The following is a 16,442-nucleotide window of genomic DNA, read 5'->3' as shown; positions in this document are numbered from 1 at the left end:
CCATGCTGCTGACGATCGACGTAGGCAACACGCACACCGTCCTGGGCCTCTTCGACGGCGAGGACATCGTCGAGCACTGGCGCATCTCCACGGACTCGCGCCGCACGGCCGACGAGCTGGCGGTCCTCCTCCAGGGCCTGATGGGCATGCACCCGCTCCTCGGCGACGAGCTGGGCGACGGCATCGACGGCATCGCCATCTGCGCGACGGTCCCCTCGGTCCTGCACGAACTGCGCGAGGTCACCCGCCGCTACTACGGCGACGTCCCCGCGGTCCTGGTCGAACCGGGCGTCAAGACCGGCGTCCCCATCCTCACCGACCACCCCAAGGAGGTCGGCGCCGACCGCATCATCAACGCCGTCGCGGCCGTCGAGCTGTACGGCGGCCCGGCGGTCGTCGTGGACTTCGGCACGGCGACGACGTTCGACGCGGTCAGCGCGCGCGGGGAGTACGTCGGCGGGGTCATCGCCCCCGGCATCGAGATCTCGGTCGAGGCGCTCGGCGTGAAGGGCGCGCAGCTCCGCAAGATCGAGGTGGCCCGCCCGCGCAGTGTGATCGGCAAGAACACGGTGGAGGCGATGCAGTCGGGCATCGTCTACGGCTTCGCAGGTCAGGTGGACGGCGTCGTCAACCGCATGGCCCGCGAACTGGCCGACGACCCCGAGGACGTCACGGTCATCGCGACGGGCGGACTCGCGCCGATGGTTCTTGGCGAGGCCTCGGTCATCGACGAACACGAGCCCTGGCTGACCCTGATCGGCCTCCGCCTGGTGTACGAACGCAACGTGTCCCGCCTGTAGGGGCGCCGGGGGTGGGTGACGCGGCCCGGCGCTTGCCGGATGCCGCCGCGCCCACCCGCGCGGGCCGCCGCAGGCATCCCGCCGCGCCGCGCCCGTCCCCTATGCCGAGTTTGTCTGATTAGCGCGTATCGTCACCGCATGCCCACGCCCTACGGAACCCGCGGCGGCATGGCGTTCGGTGCTCAGGAGCTGTGTGTGCTCCGGCGCGCTCTCGCCCTTGCCCTGAACCCCAGTCCCGTCTCGGCGGAGGAGGCCCAGGACTGCCTCCGCCTCGCAGAGTCGCTCGACGAGGCGATGCGGGAGAGCGCCCGGCTACGCGCCTTCCTGGTGGCCGACCTCGCCCGGTACCGCGCCGCCCTCCCCGGCACCGCCACCGGCTACCTCGCACTCCTGGACGAGGCCCTCGGCGCCGGCCACCGCCCCCACGCGGACGACCTCGCCGCCCTCGGCGCCCTGCGCGGCAACCCCACCGCTGCCGCGCTGCTGACCCGCTGCGCACCGCCCGCACCCCTCACCGTCCGGCTCCCCGCCGCCCGCACCCACCTGCACGCCCTCCCAGGCGGCCAGCAGCCCGACAAGCAGCCCGCCCAGAAGCCCGCCCAGAAGCCGGCCCCCCGCCCGGCCCCGGCCCCGGCCACCCCGAAACGCCCCGTCCCGACCCCCGGCGAGGTCTTCCCCCGCCGCAAGCCGGCCCCGCCCGCCCCCGGCTCGCGGCACCACCTCGCGGCCGGCTGACACCCCCTGGCTACCCTGGGTCCATGGACTACGTCTCCGCGCTCCTGCCCCCGGCCGTCATGGCCGTGTTCTTCATCGGCTTGATCCGGGTGATCGTGAAGACCCAGGGCGGCGCCAACAAGGCCAAGGAGGACGCGGCCGTGGACGCCGCCCTCGCCCGGGCGGAGGGCGCCCGGCAGCAGTCCCCCCACGCCGAGGGCTGACCTCACCGCGCGTACGGCTCCCAGGTGACCCACGGGAGCCGTACGCCCTTTCCACGCCCGTTTGCCAGCAAAACCGCACGTCCGGCACGCGATCGGCCAGATCTCCCACTATCGTTCGGAGCGTGCCTCGCCCATTGGGAGAACTCGAAGACGCGGTCATGACGAGGGTGTGGAAGTGGAACCGCCCCGTGACCGTTCGAGAAGTCCTGGAAGACCTCCAACAGGAACGGTCCATCGCGTACACCACCGTGATGACCGTTTTGGACAATCTCCATCAGAAGGGCTGGGTCCGCCGCGAGTCGGAAGGCCGGGCCTATCGATATGAGGCGGTCTCCACCCGAGCCGCCTACGCCGCCGCGCTGATGAACGACGCGTGGTCGCAGAGCGACAACCCCGCCGCCGCCCTCATCGCCTTCTTCGGCATGATGAGCGAGGAACAGCGGCAGGCCCTCAGAGACGCCATCCGCATCGTGCAGGGACCGGAAACCCCCGCCCCCAACCCCGGCTCGGTACCGGACGGCGGCGAGCGATAGCGTCCCCACATGTCAAATGCCATCACCGTCCGGCGGGCCCGTACCAGGGATGTCCCGGACGTACGCCGGCTCCTCGACGCGTACGTCCGCGACCGTATCCTGCTCGACAAAGCGATGGTGACGCTTTACGAGAGCATCCAGGAGTTCTGGGTCGCGGAACGGGACGACAACGCCGAGGTGGTCGGCTGCGGTGCCCTGCACGTGATGTGGGAAGACCTCGCGGAAGTGCGCACTCTCGCGGTGAAGCCGGGCCTGAAGGGGGCCGGCGTGGGACATCACTTGCTGGAGAAGTTGCTGGACACGGCGCGCTGGCTCGGTGTTCGCCGCGTTTTCTGTCTGACCTTCGAAGTGGACTTCTTCGTCAAGCACGGCTTCGTGGAGATCGGGGAGACGCCGGTCGACACCGATGTCTACGCGGAGCTGCTGCGTTCCTATGACGAGGGCGTTGCGGAGTTCCTCGGTCTCGAACGAGTGAAACCGAACACCTTGGGTAACAGTCGGATGCTTCTGCATCTGTGATCGCGGGACAGGGCCAGACCCTATGTCCGAAACGCGTATGTTTCCGGCCCGGAGTCGGGCTGCCGGTCTCCGTCGGGGGTTTGTGTTTTTCCGGCAAAAGCGGTTTGCTTTCCGGCGTAGTGCAGTACTGCATATAACAAGGGACGGCGATACGGCGGACGCCGACGGACCTCCGGCCCTCACGTTATCGATGAAAGGAAATCCGGTGGCACAGAAGGTTCAGGTCCTTCTTGTCGATGACCTCGACGGCGGCGAGGCAGACGAGACCGTGACGTTCGCACTCGACGGCAAGACGTACGAGATCGATCTCACCACCGCCAACGCGGACAAGCTCCGTGGTCTTCTCGACGCCTACGTCAAGGGTGGCCGCCGTACCGGAGGCCGTGCCTCGGGCGGTCGCGGCAAGGCGCGCGCCTCTTCCGGTGGCAGCCAGGACACCGCGGCGATCCGCGCCTGGGCGAAGGAGAACGGTTACGAGGTCAACGACCGCGGCCGTGTTCCCGCGATCATCCGCGAGGCGTACGAGAAGGCCAACGGCTGATCACCCGGCCCGCGACACCGTCCACGTCGTCGCCCGCGTCACCGTCACCGGCCGCGCCCGGAGCGGAGCCGGACCCGGTGGCACTGCGTAGCCAGTGTGCGGACGAGCCGTGCGAGATCCGGGGCGGTCCCGGTGCCCCCGAGGACCGACAGCGTCGGCAGCGAGGTCTCGGCCGCGCACCCCGGCTCCGGGGGCCGCAGCCAGAAGGCGGCCCCCCGCGGCCCGTCACGGCCGGACCCCGGCTCGGTGGCGGGCGCGAGGGGCGCGTCCATGAGGCCGCCCGTGCCCACCCCGGTCAGATCGAGCGGCAGCGAGCCCCACTCCAGCCACTCCAGCAGCCCCGGCACCTCCTCCGCGCCGCCCGCCGCCACGAGCAGCAGCATCCGCTCGCCCCGGACGGCCACCGGGCCCGTCGGTCCGAGCCGCTCCAGCGCCGCGCGACCGGCCTCGGCCGGGACGTCCAGGACGTCGAAGCGGACGCCCACGCGCAGTCGGGGCGGGACTCCGGGCACCGTCGGCCACCCGAGCACGTCCTCGTACCAGGACCGCACCCCTTCCCACCGCGAGCCGCCCGCTTCGAGCGACCGGCGCGGCGGCGGCACGGCGGCGGGAGCCGCGGGGACGACGGGTACCGGGGGCGGGGCGCCAACCATGCCAAGCGCAACAGTCGAAAGTGCCCCGGAGTTACGCTGGGTGCCGGGGTGATTGCACAGAGTTCCGGCGATGGGGGCGTGCGGGGGTGCGGGGAGGTGCAAGGTTGTTCGCCCGTAGCGGAGGGAACCGGTGCACGCGGCATGGAGTGTCAGTCCCAGCGGGTAAGACATCCCTAGTGGGAGGGGGCGACACGCAGCTCGGGCCGTCTCGCGTTCGCCATCGGCGTACTGGCGAGTGGGGTAAGTGCCTGGCCTGCGGGAACATCGTCTCGCACCATCGGGTTGTGGCAGATGTCGGCGTCAGGGGTCAGGAGGCCATCGACGGTGTCGGCAGTTGGAATGAGCGGTCCCCGCTTGCGGGACTAAGCTGCGGAAGGACAGGGAGGGGAAGTTCCCCTTACTGCCTGACCGCTCTGAGGAGCGATTAACGATGTTCGAGAGGTTCACCGACCGCGCGCGGCGGGTTGTCGTCCTGGCTCAGGAAGAAGCCCGGATGCTCAACCACAACTACATCGGCACCGAGCACATCCTCCTGGGCCTGATCCACGAGGGTGAGGGTGTCGCCGCCAAGGCCCTTGAGAGCCTCGGGATTTCGCTCGAGGCGGTCCGCCAGCAGGTGGAGGAGATCATCGGGCAGGGCCAGCAGGCCCCGTCGGGTCACATTCCCTTCACCCCCCGTGCCAAGAAGGTCCTGGAGCTGTCGCTCCGCGAGGCCCTCCAGCTGGGTCACAATTACATCGGCACGGAGCACATCCTGCTCGGCCTGATCCGTGAGGGCGAGGGCGTCGCCGCCCAGGTCCTGGTCAAGCTGGGCGCCGATCTCAACCGGGTGCGGCAGCAGGTCATCCAGCTGCTCTCCGGTTACCAGGGCAAGGAGACCGCCACCGCCGGCGGTCCTGCGGAGGGCACGCCTTCCACGTCCCTGGTCCTCGACCAGTTCGGCCGGAACCTCACCCAGGCCGCTCGTGAGTCCAAGCTCGACCCGGTCATCGGGCGCGAGAAGGAGATCGAGCGGGTCATGCAGGTGCTGTCCCGCCGTACCAAGAACAACCCGGTGCTCATCGGTGAGCCCGGCGTCGGCAAGACCGCCGTCGTCGAGGGCCTCGCGCAGGCCATCGTCAAGGGCGAGGTGCCCGAGACCCTCAAGGACAAGCACCTCTACACCCTGGACCTCGGCGCGCTGGTGGCCGGCTCCCGCTACCGCGGTGACTTCGAGGAGCGCCTGAAGAAGGTGCTCAAGGAGATCCGCACGCGCGGCGACATCATCCTGTTCATCGACGAGCTGCACACGCTGGTCGGTGCGGGTGCCGCCGAGGGCGCCATCGACGCCGCGTCGATCCTGAAGCCGATGCTGGCCCGCGGTGAGCTGCAGACCATCGGTGCGACCACGCTTGACGAGTACCGCAAGCACCTGGAGAAGGACGCGGCCCTCGAGCGCCGCTTCCAGCCCATCCAGGTCGCGGAGCCGTCGCTGCCGCACACGATCGAGATCCTCAAGGGTCTCCGTGACCGGTACGAGGCGCACCACCGCGTCTCGATCACGGACGAGGCCCTGGTGCAGGCGGCCACGCTCGCCGACCGCTACATCTCGGACCGCTTCCTGCCGGACAAGGCGATCGACCTGATCGACGAGGCCGGCTCCCGGATGCGGATCCGCCGGATGACCGCGCCGCCGGACCTGCGCGAGTTCGACGAGAAGATCGCCGGCGTCCGCCGCGACAAGGAGTCCGCGATCGACTCGCAGGACTTCGAGAAGGCCGCGTCCCTGCGCGACAAGGAGAAGCAGCTCCTCGCCGCCAAGGCCAAGCGGGAGAAGGAGTGGAAGGCCGGCGACATGGACGTCGTCGCCGAGGTCGACGGCGAGCTGATCGCCGAGGTCCTCGCGACCGCCACCGGCATCCCGGTCTTCAAGCTCACGGAGGAGGAGTCCTCGCGTCTGCTGCGCATGGAGGACGAGCTCCACAAGCGGGTCATCGGCCAGGTCGACGCCGTCAAGGCGCTGTCCAAGGCGATCCGCCGTACCCGTGCCGGTCTGAAGGACCCGAAGCGTCCGGGTGGCTCGTTCATCTTCGCCGGTCCGTCCGGTGTCGGTAAGACCGAGCTGTCCAAGGCGCTCGCGGAGTTCCTCTTCGGTGACGAGGACGCGCTGATCTCCCTCGACATGTCGGAGTTCAGCGAGAAGCACACGGTGTCGCGTCTCTTCGGTTCGCCCCCCGGTTACGTGGGCTACGAAGAGGGCGGCCAGCTGACCGAGAAGGTCCGCCGCAAGCCGTTCTCCGTCGTCCTCTTCGACGAGGTCGAGAAGGCCCACCCGGACATCTTCAACTCGCTGCTGCAGATCCTGGAGGACGGTCGCCTGACCGACTCCCAGGGCCGGGTCGTGGACTTCAAGAACACGGTCATCATCATGACGACCAACCTCGGCACGCGGGACATCTCCAAGGGCTTCAACCTCGGCTTCGCCGCCGCGGGTGACAAGAAGACCAACTACGAGCGCATGAAGAACAAGGTCCAGGACGAGCTGAAGCAGCACTTCCGGCCCGAGTTCCTCAACCGCGTCGACGACGTGGTCGTCTTCCCGCAGCTCAGCCAGGACGACATCCTGCGGATCGTCGACCTGATGATCGGCAAGGTCGACGAGCGTCTCAAGGACCGGGACATGGGCATCGAGCTCTCCCAGTCCGCCAAGGAGCTGCTGTCCAAGAAGGGCTACGACCCGGTGCTGGGCGCGCGTCCGCTGCGTCGCACGATCCAGCGCGAGGTCGAGGACACGCTGTCGGAGAAGATCCTCTTCGGCGAGCTGCGCCCGGGCCACATCGTGGTCGTGGACACGGAGGGCGAGGGCGAGTCCCAGACCTTCACGTTCCGCGGCGAGGAGAAGTCGGCACTGCCCGACGTCCCGCCGATCGAGCAGGCGGCCGGCGGCGCGGGGCCGAACCTGAGCAAGGAGGCGTAGCCCTCCGGGGGTGAGCCGAGAAAGGGGCTGCCCGGGACTTCGGTCCCGGGCAGCCCCTTTCGTCATGCCGGGGTCCCTCACTCCAGGGTCACCTCGGCGTCGGGGAAGAGCGCGGCGAGGCGGGCGCCGTCCAGGGAGGCGCCGGGCGCGGCCTGGAGGGCGACCGTACGCACGTCGGGGAGGCGGGGCGCGAGGACCGAGATGTCCTCACTCCCGTCCAGGGCGATGAGGTTGACGTCGTCGACGCCCGGGAGCGCGGGCATCGTCCCGATGCTGTCGGGGAAGAGGGAGCTGTGCAGGTACAGGAGGGTGAGCTGCGGCAGTCGCCGGATCTCCGCCCAGTCCTCGGCGGTGAGGGGCGTGCTGGGGGACAGGTACAGGGCCTGCAGGGTCTCCCAGTGGGAGAGACCCCGAAGACCGGTACCGGCGATGGCGTCGTCGCCGAGGTACAGGTACTGCAGGGGCGCGGCCGCGGGGAGGGAGTCCGTCAGCCGCGTGCCGGGGAGCCGGCGCGCCACGGTCAGATGGGTGATCGAGGCCAGGTCCGAGAGGCCGGTGAGATCGGCGGTCCGGCTGATCAGGAGAGCCGTGAGCGACAGACTCGTGAGCGGTCCCAGGTCCCGGACCGCCTCGCAGTCGACCAGCAGGAGCCGCAGGGACGCGAAGGCCGACAGGTCACCCAGCTCGGTCACCTCGGTGTTGTTGACGAGCTGCAGCTCCTCGACCGCCCCCGGCTCCGCCACACAGTCGATGATCCCGGCCGTCGGGTGATCCCCGAGGAACGTGAGGTGGGTCCACGGTCCCATCGCGGGCAGCGCCTCCCGCTGGGCCTTGGTCCGGCAGGTCAGGAAGAGGGCCGTCCGGTCCAGGTGATCCAGCACCTCCGTCGCGTACTCCCGCGCCTCGAAGCGGTCCCAGGTCCCGACCAGCTGCCGCCGGACGTCGAGTGAGGGGTGGTCCCGGAACCTGCTCAGCACCGCCAAGGCCCCGGCCGGCTCGTGCGCCGCCAGCAGCGAGGCCGTCACCGCCACCCCGTGCGCCTCCGCGTCCGACAGCCCCTCCGGGCCCGGCAGCAGCTCCAGCACCAGCGGACCCGCCTCCGCGAGGGCCTTCGCGTCCTCCGTCGACCCCGGCGGAATCAGCACCCCCGCCCGGGCCTCCACCTCCGCGCGCACCGCCGGGTCCAGCGCGGTGGCGTACTCCAGGCAGGCCAGGGCCAGCAGCGTCAGCCGCGGGGTGTCCGCCGCGAGGAGCCGGCGCAGCAGGACCGCCCGCTCACCGGGCCGGGCGTGGGCCACCGCCATGCGGATCACGTCCTCCCACTGGGCGTCGGCCGCGTGGCCCGCGATGACGTCGAGGTGGCCCTCCTCGACCGCGTACCGGGCGCCCAGGTAGTCCTGGAAGGTGCGGTGGACGAAGTCCAGGGTGCCCTCGGCGGGACGGCGGAGCAGGCCGCTGCGGAGCAGCAGTTCCCGCAGGACCGTCGTCGCGTCGCCCCGTCCCGCCGCCGAGGCGACCGACGGCAGCGCGCGCTCCACGATGCCCTCGGCCGTGGCGACGTCCATCTCCGTGCGCTCGCTCAGCACCAGCGCGTACGCGAGCCGCTGGAGCAGCTCCAGTTGGGCCTCCTCGCCCAGCTCGACGGCCGCCATGCCCCGCTCCCGGTCCCGGCGGGCGAGCAGCATCGTGAGGGCGGCGTCGTACAACTCCTTGCGGCCGGTGGGGAGGTAGCCCCGCCGCTCCCGGTGCAGGGCGCAGATCAGGCCGCACATCAGGGGGTTGGTGGCGAGCCGGGCGAGGTCGCGCTTGGTGCGCAGGGAGTCGAGCAGCTGGGCCTCGTACTCGGGAGCCCGCGCCGCCGCGTGCCAGCGGCGCACGAAGGTCGTGATGTCGGCCTGGCGCATCGGGGTCAGGGTCAGCTCCCGGAAGCCCTCGGCGGCCAGCCAGTCGGGGCGTACGGCGGTGGGGCGGGAGGTGAGCAGCCAGCGGTTGCCGGGATAGGCGCGGATCAGGGCGAGGAGCCAGTCGCGGGTGCGGTGCCGTTCGGCGGCCGGGATCTCGTCCAGGCCGTCGACGAGGACCAGGCCCCGGCGGGCCGTCAGCACGCGCTCGGCCCAGCCGTCGGGCGGGGTGAGCGGGCAGCCCACGGCGGTGAGGAAGGCGGTGGGCGCGGGGAGCGTGCCCACCCGCACGAGGGTGCGCAGCGGCAGGACGTACGGGACCCGGTCGCCGTCCCGGGCGGCGGTGACCGCGAGCCACTGCACGAGGGTCGTCTTGCCGGAGCCTGCGTCGCCGCGCAGCAGCACGCGGTCGTGGGTGCGCAGGGCGTCCTCGGCGGGGAGCCGGACGGTGCGTTCCGGTTCGGTGCGCTCCCCGGGCAGGGCGGCGGCGGGTTCCTCGTCGCCGGTCGCCTCCAGGCTCAGGTAGGCGACCTCCAGCGGCCATCTGTCGGGGGAGTCGCGCAGGTCGATGCCGTAGATGGTGATGTGGTTGTACTGCTCGGCCGCGTAGGGCAGATAGCGGCGTTCGAAGTCGGTGTCGCGGGCGTCCGGACGTGGGACGCGGGTGATCAGCTCGTCGACCTTGGCGATCAACTCCGCCTGGCCGCGGGCCTGTTCCACCAGGGTGCGGGCGACGAAGGTGGAGCGGCGGGTGAAGAACTCCAGGATGTGCAGGCAGGCCCACTCGGTCGCGGAGTCGAGGAAGTAGCAGGCGTCGGCGGACAGGCCGGTGGTGGCCGTCGGCGCCCCGTACCGCAGCCGCTTGGCCAGTTCCCGGTGCCCCAGCCGGACCGCCTGGACGTCGTCCATGTCCAGGTCGCCGAGGGCCAGCAGCCGCGCGGCCAGGGCGTCGGCGACGGCGGTCTCCTCGTCGGGCGGGAAGGGGCGTTCGCCGGGGGAGTCCAGGGCGTCGCCCACCAGCCGCCCCGCGAGTCCGCGCACCTCCTTCTCGCCGAGGGTGCGCTGCTCGCCCTTGAAGGACACCAGGCTGGTCAGCCGGACCGGCCGGTCGACCAGTCCGGCGCCGGGGCCGCCGGTCACGAAGAGCTTCTTCACCAGCGGGGCGACCAGGCTGGACGCCAGCTTTCCGCCGAGTACGGTCGGTTCCACCTGCGGCCCCCCTGGTCGGTCGACCAGGGGAGCCTATCCGGCGTCAGGACAACTGGCCGTCGTAGTCGGGCAGCTTGAACGTCTTCTCGGCGTGCCCGCCCGACAGGTCGGTGGCGCTGTTGCCGATGTTCGCGATGATCGTGTAGCCCTTCGACTCGATCTTCGCGCGCTGTTCGGTCTTGTACTCGGCGACGTCCCGGAACAGGTCGAGGAAGCCGCGCACGTGCAGGCCGGAGGAGTCGTAGCCGGCGTGGGCGAGGTTCCACTCGGTGGGCAGTTCGATGATGCCCGGCCGGGCGGTGACGAAGAAGAGTGCGACGCCGCGCTCCTGGGCGTACTGGGCTGCCTCCAGGACCGGCCGGTTGGCCGGCTGCGGGTAGCTGAAGCCGAAGTCGGTCTCCAGGGCGGTGTTGTCGATGTCGAGGACGATCGCCTGCTTCTCGCCGGGCCGGGCGTCGCCGATCCGCTCCTTCAGATATGGCAGGGCGCGGTCCATCACGGCCCGGCAGTCGCGCTGCCAGGTGTCGTAGTCGACGTCCGCGGCGGCTGCCGTCACGGCGGCGGTCGAGACGGCGGCGGCCGGGGCCTCGGGAGTGGCGGCGCCGGCGGGTGTGACCGCCACGGTGAGCGCCGCAGCGGTGACGGCCACGGTGCCGACGGCCTGCTTCCAGGGACGCCGGGTCTGTCTGGTCTGTCCGGTCTGTTCGGTCATGGGGGGTTGGATTCCTCTCATGCCTGCGCGGATGCCTGACGGCACCAAAGTTGTCGCGTGCATGCTTGCCCGAGCAAGTGGCCGGACGGCAACGATTGGGTTACTGAGTAGTAGTCAGCGTCCTGGCCTGCGGTTACGCGGTGATCTCCACCCCGTCCGGCACGTTCCGCACCCGCGGCAGCCGCGGATTGACCCGCAGGACCCGCAGCAGGGGGAAGTGGGAGAGCCAGGAGACGTCCGTGTCCGGCAGCTCCGCGTTGAGCCAGAGGTGGGTCAGCCGGCCGGGCAGCAGACCCTCCGTCAGCTCCTCCGCGCGCATCACGCCGGCCACCTGGACGCGCGCCCGCCCGCCGAGAGCGCGCAGCGCCGCCAGCTCGGCGGTGTCGGCGACCGGGAAGTACAGGCCGTCCGGGTCCAGGTGGGCGATGATCTCCTGGGCGTACCGCTCGGTGTCGAAGTTCCGCCAGCCCCGGGCGAGTTCGGTGCGCACCGGCAGGGCGGACCGGGACCGGAGGCGGACCAGGTAGTCGATGGCCGCGTCGTCCTCGACCCGGGTCGCGGTGAGCGCGAGCAGCAGCGCCTGCCGGTCGTCGGGGACCTGGCCGGGGTCGGGCAGCAGCTCCAGGACGATGGGGCCGACCCAGCCGAGACCGCGCGCGGCCAGCTCGGTGGTCGGGCGGACCAGGTTCTTCGTCCGGTCGTGGACGAGCTGCTGGACGGCCGGGTCGAGTTCGGTGACGTGCTCCAGGCAGGCCGCGGCCATCAGCCTGCGGTGGTTGATCTGCGGGCGGCGCAGCCCGGGCGCGGGGGCGAGCAGCCGCTCCAGGAACTGCGCGCACTCCTCGGGGCGGGCGTGCGCGGCGGACATCCGGATGACCTCCTCCCACTCGGCCCGGTGGGCGTGGTCCACCAGCGTGGGGAACCGGCCGCGCGCCACGATCTCCTTCGCCGCCAGGTAGTCCTGGAAGGTGCGGTGGACGAAGTCGACCGACTCGCCGGAGCGTTCGCGCAGCAGGCCGGTGCGGTGCAGCAGATGCCGGAAGATCTTGGCGCCGTCGCCCTGGGCGCGGGCGGCGGGCATCGCGGGCAGCGCGGCGTCCAGGATGCCGACCGCCCGCTCGGCGGTCAGCTCCGAGGCGTCCTCCTCCAGCATGGCGTGCGCCAGTTTCTGGAGCAGCCGTTCCCGGGTGCTCTGCTGGAGCCGCACGTCATCGGCGTACAGCACGTCCCGTTCGGGGTCGCGGCGCTGCAGCAGCATCTCCAGGGCGGCGTCGTACAGCTCCTTGCGGCCGCTGGGGAGGGAGCCGGCCCGGTCCCGGTTCAGGGCGCATATCAGGCCGCACATCAGGGGGTTGGTGGCGAGCTGGCGCAGCTCGCGGTAGATCCGTACGGAGTGCAGGAGCCGCTGCTCGTACTCGTCCAGCGTGCCGCGCTCCCGGGGGCCCGGGGTCCTGCCCCGCTCGTCCAGCCGGGCCGCCGAGTGCCAGTCCCGGACGAACCGCGTCACCTGGTCCCGCGACATGGGCGCGAGGGACAGTTCGACGAAGTCCTCCTCGGCCAGCCCGCCGCCCGAGAGCCAGCCCTCCGACACGGCGGAGGGGCGGGAGGTCACCAGGCAGCCGTTGCCGGAGAAGACGCGCAGCAGCCGCCGGAGCCGGTCGCGCAGTTCGCCGCGCGCCTTCTCGGGCGCCTCGTCGATGCCGTCGACCAGCAGCAGCGCCCGCCCGGCGAGCAGGGTGCGCACCACCCAGCCCTCCGGCGCCCGGTCGGCGAGCGGGTGCCGCACCGCGTGCAGGAAGTCGTCCGGCGCCGGGAACCCCTCGCGGGCGAAGCGGCGTACGGGCAGCACGAAGGGGACCCGGGAGCCCTGCCGGGCGGCGGCCACGGCCAGCCACTGCACCAGGGTCGTCTTGCCCGAGCCCGCGCCGCCGCGCAGCAGCACCCGCTCGTGGTCCTCAAGCGCCCGGTCCGCGAGCAGCACCGTGCGCTGCTCGTCCCCCGTGACGCCCGCGGCGCCGCTGCGTTCCTCCGCCTCCAGGCTCAGGTAGGTCTCCTCCAGCGGCCAACGGTCGGGCGCGTTGGGGAAGTCCACGCCGACGATGGACAGCCAGCCGTGCCGCCGGGCCACCCACTGGGCGTACTCGGTCTCGAACGCGGCGTCCTCCTCGGACCGTTCGGGCTGCCGGGCCGCCGCCTCGGCGTCCCCCAGGTCGACCAGCTGTGCGATCCGGCTGGCGCGGCCCGGCAGTTGCCGCTGGAGGTAGGGGGAGCGGCGCACCAGATGGTGCAGGACGTGCAGGCAGACCGAGACGAGCAGCGCGTCGTGGAACCAGGCGGCGTCCGGCGACAGTTCGCGGTCCGCGCCCTGCACCGCGCCCCGCAGCCGCCGTGCGTAGTCCTGCGGGCCCATCCTGACCGCGTCGGCGTCGGTGACGTCGACGCGGGCGATGGCCAGCAGGGTGCGGGCCAGGACGTCGCCGACCGGGGCCAGTTCGGCGGTGGGCGCGGTGTGCCGTTCGGCGGCGAGGTGCACCAGGTCGGCGGCGGCGCGGTGGACGTCGTCCGAGGGGCCCTGCCAGGTGGTGAGGGCGGGCACCGGTTCGGGCCCCACCGGCGGCCGGTCGGGGACGCGGAAGAGTCTGCGGACGAGGGGCGCGGCGAGGTCGGAAGGGGTGTGGACGACGGTATCCATGGATGTGGGCTACCCCTGGTGGTGGATGGGGGACGGCTGCTGCTCGGACTCCCAGGTGATCTCCAGCCCGGCCGGCAGCTCCCGGGCCACGGCCGCGTCCACGCCGCCGGCCGTCACGTGGACGGTGTCCAGCGCGGGGAAGGCCGACAGCCAGGCCAGGCCCTCGACCGGGTGCGGAGCCTCCAGCGCCAGGTACTTGAGGCGCTCCGGCACGATCAGCGCGGTCAGGTCCTCGATCCGGTACGCGCCGCGCACCACGATCTGCTCCCAGCCGCCCATCGCGCGCAGCGAGCGCAGGTCGTCGAGGGTGGAGACCTGGACGGGCCACTGCTCGGGGAGGTGGGCGAGGATCTCGCGGGCGTACCGGTCCCGGTCGAAGCGGTGCCAGGAGTCGGCCAGGATCACCTGGACGTCCCGGCCCGGATGGTCCCGGAAGCGGGTCAGGAAGTGCAGCGCGGCCTCGCTGCCCACCTCCACGGCGGTGCCGACCACGATGGCGGCGGTGAGGTCGTCGATGCCCTCCGGGCCCGGGAGCAGCGCGAGCACCAGGTCGCCGCCCCGGCGCGCGACCTCACCGGCCAGCTCGAAGGTGGACGGCGGGACGAGGGCGGCCAGTTGCTCCTCCACCAGCCGCCGCGTCCCGGGCTCCACCTCGGCGGCGTACCGCAGCCCGGCCGCCGCCAGCAGGGTGCCGCGCGGGGTGCCCTCCTCGGTCAGCCGGCGCAGCATGTGCTCCGCCTCCTTGGGCCGGGCGTGCGCGACGGCGAGCAGGATGACGTCCTCCCACGCGTCGTCGCCCGCGTGGTTGACCAGCAGGTCGAAGTCGAGGTCCTGCACGGCCAGCCGGGCGCCCAGGTAGTCCTGGAAGGTGCGGTGGAGGAAGTCCACCCGCCCCTCGGCGGGCTCGCGCAGCAGCCCGGAGCGCAGCAGCAGGGCGCGGTAGACGTCCTCGTCACCGGCCCCGTCCAGGTCGAGCGCGGGCAGCGCGCCGCCGATGAGCTGGAGCGCCTCGGCCCGGTCCATCTCCAGGCGGCTGTTGCGGATCAGCCACCACGCCAGCTTCTGCAGCAGCTGCACCTGGATCGCGTACGCCAGCCGGATCCCGTCGGGGTCGTGCAGCTCACGCTCCCGGTCCCGGCGTTCGAGGAGCATGGTCAGCGCGGCCTCGTACAGGGACCTGCGGTCCTGCGGCAGGAAGCCGCGCCGGTCGCGGTGCAGGGCGCAGAGCATGCCGCACATGAGCGGGTTGGTGGCCAGCCCGGTCAGCTCCGGGGTGGTCCGCACCGACCGCAGCAGCGCCTCGCCGACCGACGCCTCGGCACCGGCCGCGCGGTGCCAGCGCCGTACGAAGGTGGCGACGTCGTCCTGCGACATCCGGGCCAGCACGCGCTCGCCGAAACCCTCGGCGGCCAGCCACTCCTCCGGTACGGCCGAGGGGCGCGAGGTGACCAGCCACAGGTTCCCGGGGAAGGCCCGCACCAGCTCCCGCAGCCAGCGCCGGGCGGCGGCGCGGCGCTCACCGGCGATCTCGTCGATGCCGTCGACCAGCAGCACCCCGCGCTGCGCGCGCAGGACCCGCTCCACCCACCCCGGCGGCTGCTCCCCGGCGACGGGACAGCCGACGGCCCGCAGGAAGTCGCCGGGGAAGGGCAGCTCGGCCCCGGGCCGCACGATCCGGCGCATCGGCAGCACGAACGGCACCCGCCCGATGAGGTGGGTCAGCCCGTGGTCGTAGACGCGGCTCGCCGTCGTCACCGCGAGCCACTGCACCAGGGTCGTCTTGCCGGAGCCGGCGACGCCGCGCAGGAAGACCTGGTCCTGGCCGGCGAGGACCTGCTCGGCGGCCACGATCGGGTGCGCGGTGTCCCGGCGCCCGTCCCGCCCCGCCTGGGGCCGGGTCGCCTCCAGGCTCAGGTACGCCGTGTCCAGCGGCCACTCCCGGGTCCCGGCGTCCAGCCCGTAGATGGTGAGGGTGCCGTAGCGGGCGGTGACGTGATCCGCGTAACGCTCCTCGAACCCGGCGTCCTCGGCCGACCGGGACGGCAGCCGTTCCAGCAGGACGTCGACGCCCTGGACGAGCCGGGCGAGCTGCTGGGTCTGCACGGTCTGCTGCCGGGCCACATAGGTGGAGCGCTGGGTGAGGAAGTTCAGGATGTGCAGCGAGGCGGTGTGCAGCAGCCGCTCGTAGAGCAGCAGGCCGCCCTCGCTCAGTCCGTACGGCGACAGCGGCACGTCCGTGCGCAGCGCGCGGGCGAAGCGCTCCGGGCCGAGCCCGACGGCCTCGTAGTCCTCGACGGTGATCTCGCCGAGCCGGGCGAGGGTGCGGGCCAGGGCGTCCTTGACGGCGGTCGCCTCGCCGGCCCCGACGGGTTCCTCGCCGGGTCCGGCCGCCGCCAGCGCCCGGCGGACCAGCTCCTGGGCGATCCGGTCGACGTCCTTGGGGGTGACGGTCCGCTTCTCGCCCCGGAACGACACCAGCGCCGATATCCGCACCGGCCGGTCCACCAGCCCCGCCCCCGGCCCGTCCCGTACGAAGAGCTTGCGGACGAGCGGAGCGACCGCGCTGGACGCGACACGTGCCCCGAGTGCTGTGACGTCGACCATGCTCCGAGCCTAGGTGAACGCCCTTGTACGGGGGGCGGGTTAACCGGGACGGGAGTAGCCCCGGTCACATTCGGCGCCCTTTCGATCACGGTCACCGGTGACATGGCGCACAGGCCATTGGTCCCTTACTACGGGGAATAGTGGAAGCCGCGAGAACTGCGAAATCGGACATAACGGTGCACGCCGGTTGGCGGCCGCCGGGCGCCTGAGCTGGTTTTGTCCGGAATGGCTGCTCTGTCAAGAGTCGTGAAGTATCGCGCTCAAGTACTAAATAGGGTCGTAGATCACACCTTTGTGCGGTTCGGGCCCGCCGGGTTACCAAGGTTGAGCCCGCCCGACGAGCGCCCTGTGCGTCTCGCTCGGAGGGGCTTTCCTCTGTACCCG

Annotated in this window: 12 protein-coding genes; 7 read left to right on the top strand and 5 right to left on the bottom strand. The window is 71.8% G+C overall.

Annotated features, from left to right (window positions below; genetic code table 11):
* Window positions 1–2: 2 nt before the first annotated feature.
* From ACFC1X_RS36210 to ACFC1X_RS36185, 6 genes are all read left to right on the top strand, one after another.
* Window positions 3–800, top strand: coding sequence for a type III pantothenate kinase (locus ACFC1X_RS36210; RefSeq protein ID WP_161330432.1), 798 nt, complete (start codon window positions 3–5; stop codon window positions 798–800).
* 138 nt (window positions 801–938) lie between these two features.
* Entirely contained in the window at window positions 939–1,535 is a 597-nt protein-coding gene (locus tag ACFC1X_RS36205; protein ID WP_376362552.1) for a hypothetical protein, read from the top strand.
* Between the two features lie 23 nt (window positions 1,536–1,558).
* On the top strand, window positions 1,559–1,738 hold the full coding sequence (locus tag ACFC1X_RS36200; RefSeq protein WP_234959492.1) for a hypothetical protein: 180 nt from the start codon (window positions 1,559–1,561) through the stop codon (window positions 1,736–1,738).
* A gap of 134 nt (window positions 1,739–1,872) precedes the next feature.
* Window positions 1,873–2,271, top strand: coding sequence for a BlaI/MecI/CopY family transcriptional regulator (locus ACFC1X_RS36195; protein ID WP_122616865.1), 399 nt, complete (start codon window positions 1,873–1,875; stop codon window positions 2,269–2,271).
* Window positions 2,272–2,280: 9 nt separating this feature from the next.
* Window positions 2,281–2,790, top strand: coding sequence for an amino-acid N-acetyltransferase (locus ACFC1X_RS36190; RefSeq protein WP_122616866.1), 510 nt, complete (start codon window positions 2,281–2,283; stop codon window positions 2,788–2,790).
* Window positions 2,791–2,995: 205 nt separating this feature from the next.
* On the top strand, window positions 2,996–3,331 hold the full coding sequence (locus ACFC1X_RS36185) for an Lsr2 family protein (protein ID WP_064729127.1): 336 nt from the start codon (window positions 2,996–2,998) through the stop codon (window positions 3,329–3,331).
* 44 nt (window positions 3,332–3,375) lie between these two features.
* Here ACFC1X_RS36185 and ACFC1X_RS36180 read toward each other — a convergent pair whose 3' ends face one another.
* Complete coding sequence (locus ACFC1X_RS36180; protein ID WP_376362547.1) at window positions 3,376–3,984, bottom strand: SCO3374 family protein; 609 nt, start codon at window positions 3,982–3,984, stop codon at window positions 3,376–3,378.
* A gap of 430 nt (window positions 3,985–4,414) precedes the next feature.
* On the opposite strand from ACFC1X_RS36180, the gene ACFC1X_RS36175 reads away from it, so the two are divergent.
* Entirely contained in the window at window positions 4,415–6,940 is a 2,526-nt protein-coding gene (locus ACFC1X_RS36175; protein ID WP_122616868.1) for an ATP-dependent Clp protease ATP-binding subunit, read from the top strand.
* A gap of 77 nt (window positions 6,941–7,017) precedes the next feature.
* Here ACFC1X_RS36175 and ACFC1X_RS36170 read toward each other — a convergent pair whose 3' ends face one another.
* From ACFC1X_RS36170 to ACFC1X_RS36155, 4 genes are all read right to left on the bottom strand, one after another.
* Entirely contained in the window at window positions 7,018–10,050 is a 3,033-nt protein-coding gene (locus tag ACFC1X_RS36170) for an NACHT domain-containing protein (RefSeq protein WP_376362543.1), read from the bottom strand.
* A gap of 43 nt (window positions 10,051–10,093) precedes the next feature.
* The gene (locus ACFC1X_RS36165; protein WP_376362540.1) at window positions 10,094–10,762 is read right to left on the bottom strand and encodes an HAD family acid phosphatase; all 669 of its coding nucleotides are present in this window, start codon (window positions 10,760–10,762) and stop codon (window positions 10,094–10,096) included.
* 133 nt (window positions 10,763–10,895) lie between these two features.
* Entirely contained in the window at window positions 10,896–13,454 is a 2,559-nt protein-coding gene (locus ACFC1X_RS36160) for an NACHT domain-containing protein (RefSeq protein ID WP_376362537.1), read from the bottom strand.
* Between the two features lie 9 nt (window positions 13,455–13,463).
* Complete coding sequence (locus ACFC1X_RS36155; protein ID WP_376362534.1) at window positions 13,464–16,058, bottom strand: NACHT domain-containing protein; 2,595 nt, start codon at window positions 16,056–16,058, stop codon at window positions 13,464–13,466.
* Window positions 16,059–16,442: the final 384 nt, after the last annotated feature.

Origin of the sequence: Streptomyces sp. NPDC056128, from assembly GCF_042263835.1 — a bacterium.
In the GTDB taxonomy this organism is placed as follows: Bacteria; Actinomycetota; Actinomycetes; order Streptomycetales; family Streptomycetaceae; genus Streptomyces.
The sequence above is the reverse complement of the archived record's forward strand: the minus strand, read 5'-3'. Positions and strand labels throughout refer to the sequence as shown.

Excerpts from the sequence above, each read along its gene's own strand:
- ACFC1X_RS36180 (WP_376362547.1), bottom strand. The coding sequence starts at position 3,984 with ATGGTTGGCGCCCCGCCCCCGGTACCCGTCGTCCCCGCGGCTCCCGCC.
- ACFC1X_RS36160 (WP_376362537.1), bottom strand. The coding sequence starts at position 13,454 with ATGGATACCGTCGTCCACACCCCTTCCGACCTCGCCGCGCCCCTCGTC.
- ACFC1X_RS36165 (WP_376362540.1), bottom strand. The coding sequence starts at position 10,762 with ATGACCGAACAGACCGGACAGACCAGACAGACCCGGCGTCCCTGGAAG.
- ACFC1X_RS36175 (WP_122616868.1), top strand. The coding sequence starts at position 4,415 with ATGTTCGAGAGGTTCACCGACCGCGCGCGGCGGGTTGTCGTCCTGGCT.
- ACFC1X_RS36205 (WP_376362552.1), top strand. The coding sequence starts at position 939 with ATGCCCACGCCCTACGGAACCCGCGGCGGCATGGCGTTCGGTGCTCAG.
- ACFC1X_RS36200 (WP_234959492.1), top strand. The coding sequence starts at position 1,559 with ATGGACTACGTCTCCGCGCTCCTGCCCCCGGCCGTCATGGCCGTGTTC.
- ACFC1X_RS36155 (WP_376362534.1), bottom strand. The coding sequence starts at position 16,058 with ATGGTCGACGTCACAGCACTCGGGGCACGTGTCGCGTCCAGCGCGGTC.
- ACFC1X_RS36210 (WP_161330432.1), top strand. The coding sequence starts at position 3 with ATGCTGCTGACGATCGACGTAGGCAACACGCACACCGTCCTGGGCCTC.
- ACFC1X_RS36190 (WP_122616866.1), top strand. The coding sequence starts at position 2,281 with ATGTCAAATGCCATCACCGTCCGGCGGGCCCGTACCAGGGATGTCCCG.